Here is a 17,182-nt window from a genome sequence, read left to right as displayed (position 1 = left end):
CCTGATCGTGACGACGAGCCCTCACAGAGTCAACTGCTGGACGGCCGCTTCATATCGTCGCGCGGCCCTTAAGGGCGCTTATTATCAGGTTGCTTAATATACTCAGCAATCTGCGACTTCATACGCGTGTTCAGCTCTGTCAGCTGCGGAATTTCCTTGATCTTCACGATTTCATCCATCGGATAAACCACCGCCAATTTCACGGATTTCACCCGATCCAGATACTTCATGCGATACAAAGCCCAGGCATAGGCTTCCAATTGTTTAAACGCAGTTTCTGAATAACGTTGCGAGCCCGTTTTGTAATCCACCAACCAAACGGTATCATCAACGATGCCCCACAAGTCGATCTGACCTTGCATTAAAGCATTTTGTTCCATCAAAGCAAACCCCCACTCCACAAAACCATTTTCAATGATTTTCAAAAGCGGGAGTTGTTCCGTTTCTGCCAGGAAAGTCAGAGGCGCTTTCAAATCTTCATCAGAGATCTTTAACAGGTCTTCATAAGATGTGAATTTCAAGGATTCAAACAGGCGATGAGCCATTGTTCCTTGCTGAGCACGTGCCAATCCCGGTGCCAATTGCGCAACCGTTTGCACGTATTCACTTCCCGAGACAGCTTCAGGCGCAACTAACTCTGTTACAGAAATATACTTACGCTTTTCTTCTTTATGGTTTACGGACCAAGGTGCACGCAATTCTTTGTGTTCAAGCTCTTGATCCGCCATTTTTACCGGATGTGGATTTTCACGGCGTACGACATAAGAAAAATCAGTCTCTTCGTGGAATCCTTCTTCGATATTCAAAGGACACAAAGCCGCCCAGGATTTTTTCCCGATCTTTTTCTCGTCCCATTGCAAAGTCACACCGGATTTCGCACGCGTTAAGGCCACATAAAGCACGCGATGGAACTCGTCACCCTCACGGCGACGAAGCTCTTCCATGATTTGATCGGCCAGAATACTGCCCGCCAACATCTGTGTGTCTTCATCACGAACTTTCAAAGTCCATTGACCTGTTTTTTCATGGAAAGAAATTACCGGAGCAAAGCTTGCGCGCGGATCTTTACCCATTCCTGGCAAAATCACGTGTTCAAACTGCAAACCTTTGGAGGCATGCACGGTCATGAAGTTCACCCGCTTTGGTTCAATCACGGGGGTTGCATCTGAATCTTCGCCACCCTCATCCGTCGACAAAGAATCCAGACTGCTATCCAGGAAATCCAGAAAGTTAAAACCAGGACGACGTTCTTCTTCGCTTAATAGCGATACGACTTTCCACAAATTTGCCTCGCGACGGCCTGTGGAATCAATGCGTGCGGAATAATCAAATAGACCCAAATCAATCAAAGCACTTTTCAGAGTGAATGACAGACCTTTTTCTTCACTGGTGTCCAGCAACGTTTTTAAAATCGAAATCGGATGCTGGGCGGATCTGCCTTCAAGAGTTTTTAGAGCTTCTCTCCAGAAAGAGTGTTTGAAGCTATGACAAAGATCCATGATTTCGGTATCGGTCATGGCCAGCCACGGTGAACGCAGGAGGGCCACGAAATTCGCATTGTCGTGCGGATTCACCAGGAACTTTAAAATCGATAGTGCATCCAAAACTTCGCGGCGTTCATAAAAGCCACTGCCGCTGTGAAGTTGCAAAGGAACACCGTAATCTTGTGCCACTTTCGCAATATCAGACAAAACTTTATGTGTTCTGGAAAGAACACAGATTTGCTCTGGCGATACACCCTCATTCAATAGTTCTTGAATGCGCGACACCGTGCCCAGGTATTCTTTAGAAACTTCGTCTTCAGCTGTGGTTTCAGTCACTAAAACTTGAACCACGGGATCCGCCGGTCCCTTTTTTTCTTTTTCAGGATGCGGAGTCATGGAAGCAAATTGCTTTTTATCCAAGCGAGTGAAGTAGTGATTAAAAAATTCCAAAACTTCCGGCGTGGAACGATAGTTCACCAGTTTTTCCTGAACGTCGCCTTCTTGCAGGGAAATCTCATTCACCTTTTCTTGGAAAACTTCAGAGCGGGCACCACGGAACAAGTAAATACTTTGTTGAGGGTCACCCACCACGAAATGAAGCTTGCTGCCAATCAGGCTGCGCAAGATTTCCACTTGAATCGGGCTGGTGTCTTGATACTCGTCGACCATCCAGAAATCCCACTCTTGCGAGAAGTTTTCTGCAGATTCCGGAGACTCTTTGATAATTTTATAACTTAACGTTTCCAAATCAGACATGGAAAGCAAACCGCTTTCCAGTTTTTGCTGCATCAAATCCTGACAGAAAAGTCGTGCCAGTGTTTCGAACTGCTCACAGTTCTTTTGATGCTTCATCCAATAGTCAGGACGATAGCGGGAGGCTTCTAACAATTTGTCGATACGATCACGCAACTCTTCAAGCTCATCGTTCAAACTGCCACTAAATGGCGGAGATGCCTTGCGATACTGGGGCTTTGTAATCCCATCCCACATCCCCTGCAACATTCCAAAGAACTGGCCTAAATCCTGCGCATCCCAGTTAAAGGACCACAGACTCGCGACGTACTCTTTCCATTTTTCGTTATCAGTTTCCTGATCGATTTCAAGACAGACGCGTTTTAAACGACCACCGATGTCTTTGATGACCTTGCGAGTTTCAATTTCTTGCTCTTCAGCCGAAATAAAATGCAATTGCGGAAAGACGATTCTTTCCGAGAAATATTGTAAAAGTGCACTTTCGATGACGCTGAATTCGTACTCTTCCAAAAGTTCCTGAAGATTTGGATTTTCCAGGATGTGCTTACGCATGATTTTACGCGCACCACGACGAATTTCACTGTCACTCATGATTTTATAATCCGGAGTTAAACCGATGGCAGAGCCATAGCGGGATAAAAACAGACTTAAAACTCCGTGGATCGTGGAAATCTGAACCTGTGACCGAGAATTCGCATAATGGAAAAGCTCGTCGCTTTTACGCTTTAAGGCTTCTGCGGAAAGACGCTCTTTTAATTCTTGTGTGGCTTTACGAGTGAACGTTGTCACCACGATGCGTGGCAACTTGCCATGCATGGTTTTAAAGTAAGCGGCATAATCCAGGAACAACTCGGTCAAACGAGTGGTCTTACCGGCTCCCGCACCCGCGCGAAGAATCGTGTTTTTTAATTGAGGTGCGGTGCTCGACACTGTCTTCTCCATTCACACGAGGTACAAATTTGCGTATCTACCGGTGCGGGACGAATCTCGCCCAGACGAATACGTTCCAAGGTTGCCAGCAAAATTTTCGAGAACTCTGTTAGGTAAAGTTCCTTCGCTTCCAAAGTGGCATTTTTGTCTTTGGTGCGAGTCGCAGGATACAAACGGCCCGCTTTGTCGTTTACGCGGAAACCTTTGCGATCAAAAGTACGGAAAATATAATAAAACAAGCCAATGACTTCGCCCTTCATTTCCTCCATCAGGGATTTTTCAATCACCCACATGTAAAACAAAAGTTGCAGTTCATGGTTTTTAAGCCATGAACCGTGGGCTGAAATACCGCCGGCGGAGCTTTTATAATCCAGCAATACCAAGTGGCCGTCTTGGTCAGTATCCACACGGTCAATGGAACCCGAGATACGAAAAGCACCATCGCTTGCCTCTTTACTGAGGGTTTCACTTTTTGGATCCAGGTAAAATTCAAAACGCTTTTCTCGCGCCAGAGTTTTGGTCAGGTTATATTCCTGGCGCCAAGTTTTTTCAAAATCCAGGAATCTTTGTGCTAACTGCACATGCTTTTTACGTAGAGGCAGCCACAACCGCTCGTCTGCAAACAGCATGTTTTTGTCTTTGCGGACGGATTCCAAAATTTCTTCGATCTCAGCGGATTGCCAATCAAAGCGCATGGGTTCTTGAGTGAGTTTTTCAAACAAGGCATGGGCTAACTGCCCGCGAGTGCGGTGATCCACATCCAGATCCACCTCGGGCAGATCTTTAAGCTTAAAGTATCTTTGGGCCGCGAAAATAAACGGACATTCCAAATAGCTTTCAATCGCAGAGGCAGAAATGCTTGGGAGCTTCTTAAGTTCCACTAAAGGCAAATCTGCTTTTCCAAGATCCAGTTGAATTTTGTGCTCGATTTCGGCTTTACGACTATCGATCCAAGTTCTGTTTGCACCCTGCTTGGAATACTGAATTTCATCCCAGCGAGTTTCCATAGGAACAGTCAGCGTTTCGTGGGCATGACCTTCATTTAAACTCATCCAAAAAGTGGATGGTGAACAAAGAGTGCCTGAAAGGTCTGTTCCCCCGAAACAATAGATGTCGTGGACAGAATCAGCTTCCGCTAAAAGTCTCAACTCAAAAGCCAAATCGCTTTGATCGGGATTATCCAGATAAAAACCGATATCTTTGGCAAGATCAAAATAATCAGAGCCCGACAGCTGAGTTTTATTGCGAGACTTCAAAGACTCATCTGTCAGTCCCACGAATATACGATAGCGGGCTTTTTCGCTGTACGCAGACATCAGCTTTGTGACCAGAACACCAGAACTCTCGCCTTTTTCCAGACTGTATTCTTTGGCCGCGACGATACTTTCAAGATAGCTAAGCCATTCTTTCCAGATCAATTTGGTATTGGCCGTCGCATTCTGCAAAAGTTCGCGCAACACGATTTGCACGACTTCCGTATCAGAGGAACTCCAAAAACTTAAGGCCTTCCCAACAAATTCATCGCGTACCACAGGGCCGCTTAAATCAATCTGCTCGAAATAAATTTTATGTATCAGTTCATTACGGGCCAGATCCTCATTCACGTACAGACTTTTAAATAAAGCTTTGAAGTCTTCGTAGCGAAGCGCTTGGGATTCATGTTTTTCAAAAAACGAGATTTCCAAATCTGATGAGGACAGGCGCCCACTCTTTGCACGCAACGTTGCCAGCCAGCGAGTCGCCGAAGGCAAACTTTGGATTTTGTGAGTAATATCTTTTTGAACAGGAATGCCTTCTTCTTTGAGGAAAGCTTGCAGCACGGGCCAGTATTGCTCGATATCAGGAGCAATCACTGCAATGTTGTCAGCAGGAATCCCCGCCTCGAGCCATTTACGAACCTGGCCCACAGAATTTTTGATTTCAGCCAGCATCCCCGAGAAGCGCAGAACTTCTTTGGTCTTAGTTACGGGAGCCGCAGGCTGAAGCTTTTTAATGGACGAACTTTGCCCACGCAAATCTTCATAGGGTCGCAACAGGTATTTAAATTCATCACGCCATGTTGGCGTTGGTTCCAACACCACAACGTCAATGGTGCGCGACAGAGTTCTTAGAATCTCGGCCTCGACGCGGGAGATCTCGCCACTTAAATCCACGATCAATGGAATATCCCAAACTCTTTCAAGGTCATTGAAATTTTGAAGATAAGACGTGATCCAACCCGCCGTGATGATGTTGTATTTTTCTAAAAGCTGAATCGCGCAGAAACGGGCACGCAGATACCAGGCGCCCCAACGATTTTTGGCTTCAGGATGTTCATCGAACCAATCGTTGAGCTTTTGCGTTCCCTCGGGATGGAAAATGATTGCTGCTAATTGATCAATATACGAAAAGACCGTGTCTTCCGCGGAAGAGTTCACTCCCAAGGCTTCGGCGTTTTCATCCAAAATTGTACGTAAGATGGAACGCGCGAAGGGATTACTCACCAAACGCAGGCGCGGCTCCAGACGTTTTAACAACAGCTTCCACAAATCGCTGGCACGCAGAACCGATTCGTCCACGTACTGGCCGTCACGAGCTAAGATTTTTTGCTGCAATTCGAATTTGGTGCGCAAATCCGAAACCAGCCACGACTGTTCTCGTGGATTGTATTTGGCAAATAGCTCGTTGATCTGCGAGCGATTTTCGATTGGGACAATTTGTAGCATCAAGGTTTACCGGCGTTGTTTTAGTTTCCGTCTTTTACCCTGATTATCTGTGAATTTAAAGTCTGCATCAAAGCCTAAATCGATGCCAACGCTGATCATATAACGATTATCCGCTGCTTGGCCCGGATAGGCCCCAAGTTCCTCGGTGTAACTTACAGCATCAATGTGAAGAATAAATAAATTTATGCCTACGCCATAGCTTAAATAGCCCTGACTGTAACCTGCGCGCAAATCAAAGACAGGTAAAGAAATCTCAGCTCCAAGGTGGAGCTTTTTACCAGCTTCAATGTCGGGCTCGAGCAAATGGCGCACTTCACCGCCCGCAGAAATGTCCAAACCAGGTAAATCCAGAGTGACGCCGCCACCCAAAATCAAATTTTGTGTAATATGAGGAGGAGCTTCACTTCCCGCGGTTTTTCTAAACGCGGTGTTACCCATATCCTGCCACACCAATGCTAGAGTCGGTTTTAACAATGGCAAATCAATCGTCGTCGCCAAAGCCATATCAATCCCGTATGCCTGCCCCTTGTCATCGAAGAAAGCTCCGATGTCGTTAAATCCGCTGGCGTTAGAAACGTCGGTCATACTGAGTTCTTGTTTAACCCCGCCCCAACGATCCACTCTTTTAACAGAAGTTCCCAGATAAGTTCCCGGTGCAATATTGATCGCGTAGCCAAGATAATATCCAACATCTTGTCGGAAGTAAGTTTCGAATTGCGGGTAAGATGGATTATGAAGTTCCAAGGACGTTTCGATATCGTTCAAATATCCAATTGCAAAGTTACCGACTGCAATCGCTGATTTTCCAGTCGCCTGAACCCAAACACGCTTACCGAATAACGAGTTATAAGTGCTGGAATCATTTGGATCGAAGTTTTGCAGTGATTCGATGTCTTCTTTGGACAAAGAGTTCAGGCTCACACCGATCTCGGCGGCCTTGATATCAAGACCCTGCACCTTACCCAGCGCTGCTGGATTGTAAAACACAGCGTCGGCTCCATTCACGAAGGGAACGTAAACTCCCCCCATTCCCAGGGATCGAGCATTGCGGGCAAATTCCGTCAATGACTGAGCGAAGGAGACAGTTGAAATCATAAAAGTGAAAATCAGAATTAAGGCGCGCAACATCTAAGGCGCTCCTGGGATCGAAGTCGTAGGACAGCACAAATCAGCCGGAACTGGTGGAGTGAATGTCGCAAAATTGCTGATAAACGTAACTGAATTCGCAATACTGCAAGTTCCAAAACCGAACTCTGCCGAATCCATCATGAATCGCATCGCATACACCATCTCAGGGCTGACCGCTGCAGGAGTGGTCATGGTCGCACAACTTGTAGCGACCCCTGTGATAGCTGACATTGCATTATCACAGGCATCACTTAAATCGCCAAGCGCACCAATGGTTGTACCGCCACCCAAGGCATCCGTTAAAGAGGCCATGTTTTCCAAAATCAAACCTAGGCCCGAAGCCACACGTTTAATATTTGTCGTGCTCATATATTTGGTTTTTCCCGCTGGGGGCAAACCGAAAGTCGTGCGATAGTAATTTGCACCAGGAATCGGATCCGGAGCATCTTTCCATTTAGTCAAAGTGCCGGTGCCATCTTCGTGGCACACAGTCGCATCAGCATCCATAGCTCCATTGTGATCGCCAGAATCAAGTTGTGCCGAAAGGTTTGTACCGATACGGGCGACACCCAACAATGCCAAGAATAGATTTTCATTTGTTGTTCTTTGAGCGGCAGTACCAATACCCTGCAAGACTCCGATCGCCAACTCACAAGAATCTGGATCGACAGTTTTCCCTCCCCAGATTCCCATAAAGTATTTGAACATTTCGGTCGCGGAGTTATTGGTCATCCCTTGAATAAGGTCAAAGAACAGCAATCCGCATTTTCCCGCATATGCGGAAGCAAGAATCATTTTAACATCACGACGAGATTGATAACCGGAAGACATTTTTCCGGTTACGATACTGATCGTGGAATCCCACTCCATATCGTCAAGGTCGCTTTTAGCATCGATCAAATACGCTTCATCAGTTTCCTTGTTGGAAACTTCAGATAATACGTTCGGGCTATCACAAGAACTTGTGATCGCTAACGTAGTTATTAGAATAAAGATGCGCGTAAAAATACTCATGCCCTTCCTTAGAACCTGAATGAGAACTTCGAGTTATATCTGCGGTCTTCTTTAGGTGAACTTGCTGTGCCGATTTCTTCGCCGTAGCTGGTGAACTGCCATTGCCAACGTTCTGATGCGATTTCAATTCCTGCGGTCCAATACCTTTGATTATAACCTGCACGAGCAAAGAACACATCGCCGAAGTTCAATTCGAACCCGGCATGGATCAATTTGGACTTATCGTCTTCCTGACCTGATGTTAATAAGCCACGGTATTCAACTGTCCATGATGAACGTAAGTAATTTGTGTGTATCGGAAATAACGCCGCTGCAATGTCCAGATCCTGCTCTACCAATTTGGGACGTTCGGAAGTGGCCGACGTCGACTGGCGGAATGAATCTGTTTGATTGAAACTAGTACCGCCCACATCATGCAAAACCGCTGTTACCGTGGGAAGATACTGCCATGGAGCGGACAACATCAGGCCCACATCGGTCGATAAACCCACTCCGGAATTTGCGATATCTGAATAAGTCATCGAACCTGCTGAGCTCAGTGTTCTGTTATCAACTTCGATACGATCGATCAGTTTTGTATTGAAACCCAACTTCACACGACCATCGAAAAAGCGGAAGTTAAAACCTAACACCAGGGCCAAGTCGCTTCGATAATAGGTATCGATGGTGCTGCCATCCGTACTCATCTGCGCATCTAAAAGATAGTTATTATAAAGACCGATACCGAAGTTTCTCATCACCAGAGAGGGAAAAACCTGCCCTTTAGCGTGATAATATTTATCGCGGTTCGCATTCAAGGCATCTTTTACGTCAGAAAGACTAAAGGGATTTGAATAAGCGCTATCAGAATACATAGCCATCGCATTTGAATTCAGTTCCAACTCGGGATCGAAAATAGTTCCATAAGTATCACGCAGTTTACCAAGGGCTGCCGGATTCACAATCAATGCTGTTTCGTCATTCACCACTGCCAGGCACGCACCACCCATCGCTTGGCAGCGAGTTCCTGAATAGAAACTACGGCGTTCCGCCGCGTTCACATCAAAGGCGAAGGCGATCATCAAGACTATTTGAATGAGGGCGATCCACAAAATCCGTTTCATAGTTCCATCCACTCGTTAAACTCGCGAAAAATTAATATTTTTCGTCAAAGTTCTTATCGGTCGGGTTCAGCCTCACATTGAGACGTCTCACTTAAATACGGAGTAAGGTCCAGTGTTAAGCGCCCCGCTGAAAGTCCGATAAGTAATCATAAGCAAATAATTAGGTCTACGTCCGAGGAGTTTTTGCGATGGTTCATTCAAAGTTTACAGCGCTTGTTGCTGGTCTTGGTCTTGTTGCCACACTTACAGGTTGTGAGGGTGCTCAATCTGATAAAGATAAAATTATGGAAGCACAATACTGCCTCGACAAAGCCGATGCCTCAAGCGTCGATTCATGTCTAGGAGGTATCAGCTCACTCACTTCTACAAATGCATATTCGATTCGTTGTTCAGCTGGTTTCCTAAAATCTGGTGTTACTTCATCCCAAAACATGGCTGAGGCAATCACTGCGATTCAGAACAATGGTGGTGCAGCGACGATGCTTTCCATCCTAAATTTTGATGGCTCCACTTCTCTTGCAAACTGGACTGCGGACCAATGTGCGCAATCTGGTTCAACGGGTTTGGCTCTCTTGGGTGCGATGGCAAAAAGTGCTACGGCGCTCGCATCAGCAGTAAATGACTTTCCATCCTGCTCAAATACTGGTGGTACGATTACGTGCGACCAAGCGCAAATGGATCAATTGTTAGCTGATATGGAAAGTGCATTGCAGTCGGGTTCTCCCGGCCAAGCAGCATATGATACTGCTATCGAAACTGTGACATCTGTCGTGGAATCAGTACAAGCGGTTTACGCGGTATCGTGTGCCACGGCAAGCGCAAATAAGGATCTGTGCGGACCGATTGACGATGCACTTGCAAGTGCGAACCTAACACCAGCGGATCTGGCGGGATTGACTTCCGCACAGATTAAAGATCTGGGAACGCAGCTACTGGCACAATGGCAACAATAAAAAAACTCCTCGAAAGAGGAGTTTTTAGTTTAGAAATCAAGATTCAATCTTGTCGCGTAAACACGGCTTTCGACAGCCGTGTTTCTTGATCCGACATCGTCTGCGTAGCTCACGACATCCAAGTTAAAGATGCCCAGTTCTGCAGACAGACCCGCCGTCCAGTATCCCTGGCTCATGCCCACGCGGTAATGCCCCTTCCACCAGTTATAAACGAACCAGTCGAATTCAAGGCCGGCATGTACTCCCCGACGCCAGTTAAAGTCAGGATGACCCAAATCGCGAATATCTAAAACGCCGCGACCACCGAAGATCCAAGCGCGCGGATACTCCCAACGAGTCCCCAAATCATAAACGCGGTAGTTTTTTTCAGGATGCAGGTTTTCAGTTGTTTGGTCCTTGTTTACCAATTTCAAAGAATTGTTGAATCCAGTCTCTGCAACGTTTCTTACGACAGCTCCAAATGTTGGACGAACCAGCTGCATCCAGCTCCAGAACCCAGTCCCTGGAATTTCCGGAGTCCACAACATGCCGATATCACCATCAATCGTATAACCTTCTGCCAAGTCTTCTTTTCGAACGATTTGATCACTATTTGCCAGATCAATCGCCTGAAGTTTTTTACTTAAAAATCCACGATTGATGAATTTAGCCGTAATACCCATTGAAAAACGACCATTGGAAAACCAGTTAAAATCATCACCATAAGAAAGGGCTAATGTTGTATCTGCATACACTTTGGTATCAATGGCAGCAGGTACACTACGATGCATTTGCAATTCAACCGTAAGATCCATTGGAATCAGCGCAACACCCCATTTAGGTCGAACCCAAACACCTTCCATTGGTGTTGTACGAATTGAATACACGTCTCCGAAATGGGCTGTAATCAAATCGATGTAAGCTTGTTGTTTAGCCGAATCACTCAAAGCAGCATTATCTTCGATCGCCTTGTATTCATCATAAAAGTCTTTGGCGCCCGGAGTTCCCGCGAAGCTCATTGATAAGTTCACTTGTCCATTTTCAAGACGAGCCAGACCTGCTGGATTATAGAAAATGGCAGTGTAGTCATCAGCCACCGCGACAAAGGCATCGCCCATCCCCAACGCACGCGGCGACTGGTATTGATGGTGAATCGTTGTGCTGATACTTTCATCCGCTCGTGCAGAGTTCATTAAAAGAAATGTGCAGAGTGTGGCCGAGAGGAGAACAGATCCTCTTTTAAACATATTTTGTCTCCAATTTACTTTTACAAAGATTGTAGACGTAAATTATACTTTTGCTTATGAAGGTTTATATCCCTATCCTTTTTTTGACCTTAGTCTTGTTGTGTAATGTGAGCCATGCAGCCCCTACGGCTACAACCACGTTAGACTCTGCGCCACTTTCTGGTGAAGATGATGCTTACCTTTCAAGTAAGGCAGCCCCTTTGCGTACACCTGCTCCAACTTGGAAGCTGGGAATTCTGGCGGGATTTGCTGGGGGTAACTTTTTAGAGAGTGATGAATGGCCACAGGGACCCAATTTTGGTTTGCGTTTCGCAAATATCGAACACGAACGCGCGGTTTGGGATCTGCATCTCTCATTAGAAAAAGATAATATCATCGGCGTCTTTGCTGCCCGTCGCTGGCATATCGAAAATGATCGCTTTAACCCCTATGCTCGCGTGGCATTGGGGACTTATTTGGATCCCGATGCAGAGCTTGCCAACCTCGTTGAAATCAAGCGTTTCCGCCTCCGTGGAGGAGTTGGTTTCGGCGATCCGTTCTTTTTTGAGTTTGGTGCGGGTATCGCTGTCGTCGGCCCCGACCTTTATGCGTTACTAGGATATAATTTTAACTTCTGACTGCTTGCTTCATAGGCAGGACTTTATTGCCTCCTGGCCTGTCCGTTGATAATCCTTGGCCTGCGTTTACAGCAAAGGATTTGAAATGAAACACATCGTTTTTGCACTCTCCATGATCGTCGGCTTTTCTGCTATGGCTTCAGGTTTGGGCGAGCTTCGCGGCTTGGGCACACTGACGGCTTCTTACGATCAATTCAATGGTAAAAAAACTGTTCGTAAATACGAAAACTGCAAAATGGCGATGAATCTAAAACGTTCAGCGACATCTTTGACGATGGACTTCGCGGTGATCGATTGCTTGGCGACGAATGATTTCTTTGGCACTTACATCATTAAAGGCAATCAACTGGTTGATGAAAAAGGCAAAGTGAAAGGCCAAGTTCTTGCTGATGGCACTTTCCAAGTCACAGAAAAATCATCTCGTATTATTAAAGGCACAATGACTGAATACCAATTCGGTGGCGGCTTTCCTCCAGAGCCAGGAGCTCCCGGCAATGGCGGTAACTTCCCGGACCCAAGAAATCCAAATCGCTGTGTTCCAATTGTTCGCAAAAACAACGTAGAGCTGATCAAGGTTGTGACTTACAAAATCAAACAACTTGAAGACCGCACTTGGAAAGTTCAACGTGCCACAAGCGAAGACCAACTTGCTTGGGGCAGCAAATCAGGCCGCGGCGGCTGCCCAGGGACTACTTATAAAACTAAATTGGGATCAACGACAGACATCAACGTGATTCTAAAATAAATAAAAAAGGGAGACTTAGATCTCCCTTTTTTATTCCAAGCTATTCAAATCCAATTTTAAAGCGATTTCAACCACTGGTCCAAACGCTCGACTTCTTTCAACAAGTGCTGCTCGTCTCGATTGTTCTGCAAAACGAAATCGGCCTCTGACTCTTTGCTCGCAATTGGAATTTGTGAAGCTATACGCATTTCGATTTCTGATTCCGTCAGCTGATTTCGGCGCAGCAAACGTTCCTTCTGCTGACTTCGAGTGCAAGACACCACCACGATTTTATCGAAGTTCTTCTGAGCATGAGTTTCAAATAAAAGAGGAATGTCGTAAATCGCAATCGGCGTGTTCATGTCTTCTAATGTCTGACGACGACGGGCGATTTCTTTTCTGATCAAGGGATGAGTGATGGCTTCCAAAGTTTGCAGACGATCCGGGTTTCCGAAAACCATTTGCCCCAGCTTTCTGCGGTCTAGGTCCCCGTCCGGCAACAGCACATCACCGAATTCCTGGACTATAGCCTTAAGTCCAGAAGTGCCACCGCGAACCACTTCGCGCGCAACTTCGTCGGCGTCTATTACGTTATAACCGCGATCACGGAGCATGCGACTGACTGTGCTCTTGCCACAACCTATACCTCCGGTCAGTCCTATCCATTTCATAGCCAAAACTCCTTTAGCTGACTATTTATTTTACCGATACTCCATGCAAAGGGGAACATGATTTCATGTCTCAAGCTGTAGAACAATTCGGTAAATACATTCTGTTAGAGAGAGTTGCCGCAGGCGGTATGGCCGAGGTGTATCTTTCTAAGTCTACTGGCGCTGTAGGCGTAAATAAGTTTGTAGCTATCAAACGCATCCTCCCCCAGTACTCTGATCACCAAGAATTCATTGAGATGTTTAAGGAAGAGGCGAAAATCGCCGTCAACCTGAATCATGGTAACGTTGTCTCAATTTATGACTTCGGTGTCGAGAGAAACCAATTCTTCCTCGTAATGGAATTCGTTGAAGGTCGCAACCTTCGCCAAATTCTAAATGAACTTAAAAAAACTACGACATCTTTTACGATCGAACAGATAGTCTACATGATGAAGGAAGTGGCTGCAGGTCTTGACCATGCTCACCGTTGCATTGACGGAACAACAGGTCGCCCTTTAAATATCGTTCACCGCGATATGAGTCCACAAAACATCATGGTCAGCTTTGAAGGCGAAGTTAAAATCATCGACTTCGGTATCGCTAAAGCTGAAACGCAGCTTGAAGCAACTAAAGCAGGTACTCTTAAAGGAAAATACGGCTATATGAGCCCTGAGCAAGCGGACGGTCAAAACATCGACCCGCGCACAGATATTTTCTCGATGGGTATCGTATTGTGGGAGCTTTTGGCGAACGACCGCTTGTTCACTTCTAACAGTGAAGCAGCAATCTTGCGTAAAATCCGCGAGTGTCAAATCCCAAGCATCCGCAAAATCAATCCTTCCGTTCCTCCAGAATTGGAAAGAATTGTTAATAAAGCTTTGGCTAAAGACCGCAGCCTTCGTTATCAAACAGCTGCATCTTTGCACCGTGATTTGAACAGATTTTTGAATACACAGTATCCAGAGTTTTCTCCTCAGGACTTCTCTGTTTTCATGAAAAATGCTTTTTCGGCTGCGTTCCTTGAACAACGTCGTAAGCAAGTTGAATTTGCTAAAATCCAAGCGCAACCTACTGAAGACAAAACAGTGGTTACGCAAACGGATACACGTATCCCACCTCAGAATGTCCCGACTCCCCCAACGCTTGCGAAGGACGAGGACGGCAATCTGGATATCGATACGTCCACTGACATCCGTGTCTCTTTGAGCGAACTTAAAACTCCGCCAAAGCCAAACACTCACAGTGGCCATACGCAAACTCGCACCAGCACTTTGACTCGCGGTCCGAACTCCGCCACTGCTGCAGGTCGTGCCGGTACGAATTCCAACATTCCATATCGCAAATCCACGAACGTAACTGCGTGGGCATTGCGTGGTGCGATTGGTATTGCTCTTTTGGTCATTGGTTATTTTGGTTTGCAGAATTTCTCGGCTAAAAATCCAGTGTCTGAGCAATCAGGTATGCGCCCTATTCAAACTCCTCCAACTCCTCCGGTTCTGCCGCCAACGACTAATGGTGTGCATGTCAGTGAACCGGCATCGACGATTCCAGACTATACTGTGTCGATCTACAGCAATCCTCCAAAGGCGCGCATCGTGATCGATGGCGAAGACACGGGTGAATTCACTCCGCACAGCATGCGCAAAAAAGGCAATACTCCTTTCAGTCTGCGCTTAGTGAAAGAGGGATATACAGATCTAGTAACGACGGTAACTCCGACTTACGAGGCGTATTCATTTACTGGTACTTTACAAGTTCTTCCAAGAGTGGCATCCGTGTTCATCAATATCGTGAATGGTGGAGCTAACTCAGAATTAAGAATTGCGGGAGTTCCAGTAGCGATTCGCCCTTCAAGCGAAGGCTACACAATTCAAGCGGAAGTCGGCGTTAAGATCCAGGCTTATAACAAAGTCACAGGTCTTTCTGCTGAAAAAACTGTAACCATTCCGAATAATCAAAAGCAGACGGTTGAGCTTTACCTGAAATAAAGTTCTCAAACCAGAGATAAGCAACTGAGGAGCATTTCATCATGAAGACGAATTCTCTGACCTTGGGTCAATCGATTTTGACAATGACGTCACGCGATCCACAACAAGCGGCTGTGAAATTTAAATCCGGCAACAAGTGGATCGAAAAATCCTGGAAAGAATATTACCAAGACATCGAAACACTGGGCGCAGCCCTTCTCTCTTTAGGTATTAAGGCTGGGGACCGTGTGGCAATCATGGCCAACACTCGTTATGAGTGGTCTGTCAGTGATTACGCAATCTTTGGTATCAAGGCGATCACTGTTCCTATCTATCAAAACAACATCGCTGAAGACGTTGAGTATATTTTGAATAACTCAAAAGCCCGCTTCCTTATTTGCGAAAGCCGTGGCCCTTTGAAAACGTTTGAATCCATCCGTGCGAAATGCCCGCATGTTGAAAAAATCCTGTTGATGGATAGCAGCTCTACAGAGAGCCAAAACATCTCTTGGACCCAATTGATGAAATTCGGTCAGGATTACTTAGCGAAACATCCAACTTGCTATAAAGATCTTTGCTCGACTTTGAAACCCGATGAAATGGCGACGATTCTTTATACTTCAGGCACAACTGGCTTGCCTAAAGGTGTGGTTCTGACTCACCTTCAAGCATTCAATGAAGTGAGTGAAGCCTTCCCGTTCGCAGGCGCCGTTCCTGGTGACACGTCTTTGACGTTCCTGCCTTACGCCCACATCCTGGGCCGTATTGAACACTGGGGCCACTTGTATATTGGTTTCACGATGGCTTATGCAGAATCCCTGGAGAAAGTTCGTAACAACCTTGCCGATATTCGCCCGACGATTCTGGTTTCTGTGCCTCGTATTTTTGAAAAAATCCATAGCGCCATCCTGGCACAAATCCAAACTCAGCCTTTGAAATTAAAACTTTTCAATTGGGCCGTAGAAGTGGGTCGTGAAGTTGGCGAATATAAACTTTCTGGTGAGATCCTGCCACTTAGCTTGCTGGCTAAGTACGAACTGGCGAAAAAATTGGTTCTGGGTAAAATCACTGAAGCTTTTGGTGGTCGCCTGCGTTTTGCGATCAGCGGTGGCGCTCCGATTTCAAAAGAAATCGCGATGTTCTTTCACTCGGCCGGTATTTTGATTTTGGAAGGCTATGGCCTGACGGAAACCACAGCGGCTATCACCGTGAACACTCCATTTAACTATCGTTTTGGCAGCGTCGGCCGCCCTATCGGCGATGTTGAATTGAAAGTCGCGGCCGATGGCGAAATCCTGGTGAAATCTGCGAAAGTGATGAAAGAATACTATCAAAATCCGGAAGCGACTAAAGAAGCCTTCACGGATGGATGGTTCCATACGGGCGATATCGGTGAAATCACCAAGAGTGGTGATTTGCGCATCACAGATCGCAAAAAAGATCTTATCAAAACCGCGGGTGGTAAATACGTGGCTCCTCAACGTTTGGAAACGTTGTTGGTACTCTCCCCTTATATTTCTCATGCGTTAATCCACGGCGATCAGAAAAAGTATATCGTGGCTTTGATCTTCCCAGATCAAGCAGCGGTAAAAATGCTGGCCCAGGAAAAAGGCATCAAATTTAATGACTGGAATGATTTGGTAACAAGCCCATTCGTTGAAGAATTGATTCGCAATGCAGTCGCAGAAACAAACGCGCAGCTTGCAAGCTATGAGAGCATTAAAAAGCACATTATCATGCATAACGAGCTGTCAGTGGAAAATGGAGAGCTAACTCCTTCGTTGAAACTGAAACGCAAAAAGCTGGATCAAAAGTTCACAGCCGAAATCGAAAAAATGTATGCTTAATAAAAAAACCCGGATCGCTCCGGGTTTTTCTATTTTCATCTCCGCTTCGGCAACTGAATGCTTCAGTTGATTTCAGCAACG

General features: G+C 46.0%; 12 protein-coding genes. 5 read left to right on the top strand and 7 right to left on the bottom strand.

The window, feature by feature from the left end; translation table 11 throughout:
• Nucleotides 1-68 precede the first annotated feature (68 nt).
• The 5 genes from DOM22_RS03420 to DOM22_RS03400 are packed head-to-tail and all read right to left on the bottom strand — an operon-like array spanning nt 69 to nt 9,117.
• Complete coding sequence (locus DOM22_RS03420) at nt 69-3,167, bottom strand: exodeoxyribonuclease V subunit beta (RefSeq protein ID WP_142699039.1); 3,099 nt, start codon at nt 3,165-3,167, stop codon at nt 69-71.
• Complete coding sequence (locus tag DOM22_RS03415) at nt 3,143-5,872, bottom strand: PD-(D/E)XK nuclease family protein (protein WP_142699038.1); 2,730 nt, start codon at nt 5,870-5,872, stop codon at nt 3,143-3,145. Before DOM22_RS03415 ends, DOM22_RS03420 begins: the two co-directional genes overlap by 25 nt.
• 6 nt (nt 5,873-5,878) lie before the next feature.
• The gene (locus DOM22_RS03410) at nt 5,879-7,000 is read right to left on the bottom strand and encodes a hypothetical protein (protein ID WP_142699037.1); all 1,122 of its coding nucleotides are present in this window, start codon (nt 6,998-7,000) and stop codon (nt 5,879-5,881) included.
• Nucleotides 7,001-8,014 (bottom strand): hypothetical protein, encoded by a 1,014-nt coding sequence (locus DOM22_RS03405; RefSeq protein ID WP_142699036.1) that lies wholly within the window; start codon nt 8,012-8,014, stop codon nt 7,001-7,003.
• Nucleotides 8,015-8,022: 8 nt separating this feature from the next.
• Entirely contained in the window at nt 8,023-9,117 is a 1,095-nt protein-coding gene (locus tag DOM22_RS03400; RefSeq protein ID WP_246845834.1) for a hypothetical protein, read from the bottom strand.
• Between the two features lie 188 nt (nt 9,118-9,305).
• Between DOM22_RS03400 and DOM22_RS03395 the strand changes: the two genes are divergently transcribed.
• The gene (locus tag DOM22_RS03395; protein WP_142699035.1) at nt 9,306-10,070 is read left to right on the top strand and encodes a hypothetical protein; all 765 of its coding nucleotides are present in this window, start codon (nt 9,306-9,308) and stop codon (nt 10,068-10,070) included.
• Nucleotides 10,071-10,099: 29 nt separating this feature from the next.
• Here the strand turns inward: DOM22_RS03395 and DOM22_RS03390 are convergent, their stop codons facing one another.
• Nucleotides 10,100-11,296: a conjugal transfer protein TraF gene (locus DOM22_RS03390; RefSeq protein ID WP_142699034.1), complete on the bottom strand. Its 1,197-nt coding sequence runs from the start codon at nt 11,294-11,296 to the stop codon at nt 10,100-10,102.
• 56 nt (nt 11,297-11,352) lie between these two features.
• Here DOM22_RS03390 and DOM22_RS03385 point away from each other — a divergent pair, with 56 nt between their 5' ends.
• Together DOM22_RS03385 and DOM22_RS03380 are read left to right on the top strand one after the other, a co-directional pair.
• Nucleotides 11,353-11,913, top strand: a complete 561-nt coding sequence (locus DOM22_RS03385) for a hypothetical protein (RefSeq protein WP_142699033.1) — start codon at nt 11,353-11,355, stop codon at nt 11,911-11,913.
• Nucleotides 11,914-11,998: 85 nt separating this feature from the next.
• Nucleotides 11,999-12,658, top strand: a complete 660-nt coding sequence (locus DOM22_RS03380) for a hypothetical protein (RefSeq protein WP_142699032.1) — start codon at nt 11,999-12,001, stop codon at nt 12,656-12,658.
• A gap of 56 nt (nt 12,659-12,714) precedes the next feature.
• Here DOM22_RS03380 and coaE read toward each other — a convergent pair whose 3' ends face one another.
• Complete coding sequence (gene coaE, locus DOM22_RS03375) at nt 12,715-13,308, bottom strand: dephospho-CoA kinase (protein ID WP_142699031.1); 594 nt, start codon at nt 13,306-13,308, stop codon at nt 12,715-12,717.
• Nucleotides 13,309-13,373: 65 nt separating this feature from the next.
• On the opposite strand from coaE, the gene DOM22_RS03370 reads away from it, so the two are divergent.
• Together DOM22_RS03370 and DOM22_RS03365 are read left to right on the top strand one after the other, a co-directional pair.
• A complete protein-coding gene (locus tag DOM22_RS03370) occupies nt 13,374-15,275 on the top strand; it encodes a serine/threonine-protein kinase (RefSeq protein ID WP_142699030.1) in 1,902 nt (633 codons plus the stop codon).
• Between the two features lie 41 nt (nt 15,276-15,316).
• A complete protein-coding gene (locus DOM22_RS03365) occupies nt 15,317-17,101 on the top strand; it encodes a long-chain fatty acid--CoA ligase (RefSeq protein WP_142699029.1) in 1,785 nt (594 codons plus the stop codon).
• The last annotated feature ends 81 nt before the right edge of the window (nt 17,102-17,182 follow it).

Source organism: Bdellovibrio sp. ZAP7, from assembly GCF_006874645.1.
Taxonomy (GTDB): domain Bacteria; phylum Bdellovibrionota; class Bdellovibrionia; order Bdellovibrionales; family Bdellovibrionaceae; genus Bdellovibrio.
The sequence above is the reverse complement of the archived record's forward strand: the minus strand, read 5'-3'. Positions and strand labels throughout refer to the sequence as shown.